The sequence below is a fragment of the Streptomyces sp. CC53 genome, assembly GCF_001865245.1.
Classification (GTDB): domain Bacteria; phylum Actinomycetota; class Actinomycetes; order Streptomycetales; family Streptomycetaceae; genus Streptomyces.
In genome coordinates, this window is the sequence record NZ_MKXB01000128.1 from 1 (window position 1) to 1607 (window position 1607).

At 78.8% G+C, this 1607-nt stretch carries 2 protein-coding genes; both read right to left on the reverse strand.

Annotated elements, in window-relative coordinates:
• On the reverse strand, nucleotides 1–594 hold a 594-nt coding region (locus BJP40_RS34885), incomplete at its 3' end, for a helix-turn-helix transcriptional regulator (protein WP_218153203.1).
• A 244-nt stretch (nucleotides 595–838) separates the two neighbouring features.
• Complete coding sequence (locus BJP40_RS36275; RefSeq protein WP_079171105.1) at nucleotides 839–1219, reverse strand: DUF3017 domain-containing protein; 381 nt, start codon at nucleotides 1217–1219, stop codon at nucleotides 839–841.
• Nucleotides 1220–1607 lie beyond the last annotated feature (388 nt).

A 1607-nucleotide genomic window follows, 5' to 3' on the forward strand; every position in this document is an offset into this window, starting at 1 on the left:
CGGGGCCGACGCGCCGCGGTGCGCGGCTGCTGCGGACGGCGTGGGAGGGGCGGCCGGGCGGGACGTCCGGGGCTGCCGCGGCTCCGGGACGCCCGCGACCGGTGCGCCGGGGAGACCGCGCCGCGGATGCCGGGGCCGGCCGCCGTACGGGGCACGGGCCCGGGGTGCGTCCGCCGGTGCGGCCGGGGCTTCGGGCCGCTCGCCCGACGGAGTGGGGGCGGGGAGCCCGCCGCGGCTGCCGGGGGAGGACTGCGCGGGGTCGCCGAGGGCTGCGCGGACCTGGGCGATGCGGAGGGCGTCCAGGGTCCGGTCGTGCTGCGTCCCTGCGCGGTTCCAGGCCCGTTCGGCCAGTTCCCACAGGGTCAGCAGGTGCACTCGGCTGGTCCCCGTCACGTCGGCGAGGGCGCCGACCGCCCCTTCCGGCGGCAGCAGGCGGCCGTCCAGGTACGTCTCCCACGCGCTGCTGCTGTAGCCGGTGCGGTCCGCCAGGGCGGAGACGCTCAGGCCGCTGCGGTCCACCAGTCGGCGCAGCCGGGCCGTGAACTCCCGCACCTGCGGGTCCAGCTCATCGGGTAGCGCCCTCCACCGCGGCATCGCCCGCTTCCCCCCTGCCCCCTGACGTCGGATCACCCTGAGACGGTGCGTGCCGTCAGGATGACACCTCCGGCGCACGGTTTCCCACTCGTGGCCGAGCGCGCACACCGTGCCGGAATGGTCACTTCCGTGCCACAGCGGGCGGACATCCCTTGATCGGAATTGGCGCGTCCATGACGCTGTTCTGGCACGCCGCGGCGCCCGTCCTGACTCGGGGGAGGGGACGGGCACCGCCGGCTCCGACTCAGCGGACGGCGAACCGCACGGCCTCCGTCAGCCACGGCATCTCCAGCCACGGACTCGGCTGCGACATGAGCGCGAACAGCACGATCGCCCCGCCGAGGACGCCGTACGTGATGACGTCCGTGAACCGGGACCGCACGGCCAGCATGCCCGCCGAGGTCAGGACGCGGCGCAGCACCGCGCCCGTGAGCAGCGCGCCGCCGACGAGGAGCGCGCCGATCCGCGGGGCCTGGCGGAACGGGTCCGCCCCGATGACGAGCAGCCCCAGCACGGTGAGTCCGAGCACGGTCAGCAGCGGCCACTGCCGGGCGGGCGCGGGCGCGTCCCCGGGGGCCGCCCGGCCACCGCCCTCGGGCCGCGCCGTGCTCTCCGTGACCCGCACGACGGACCGCTCCCGGGGCGCCGCGCCCGACGGGGCACCGCTCTCCTCCTCGGGACCGCTCCGGGCTGCGGCGCTGCCCCCCTCGCCCCCCGGGGACCTCTGACCGGCGGAGCCGGCCCGGTCGGCCGGGGCAGTTCGGTCGCTGGAGGCGGTCCGGTCGGTGGGGGCGGCAGTCCGATCCGCGGGGCCGGACCGGTCGTCCGGGGCGGTCCGGTCGGTGAGGCCGGTCCGGTCGGTGGGGGCCGGGGCCGCGGGACGGCCGTCCGCCGTGCGTCCGTCGCCCCCGCGGGCGTCAGGCGTGCGGCCTTCTCCACCGTGGCGCCGTCGTGCGGCGGGCCCGTGCGGCGCGGGGCCGGCCGGCGGGGTCGAGGCGCCGGGCGCGCCGCCG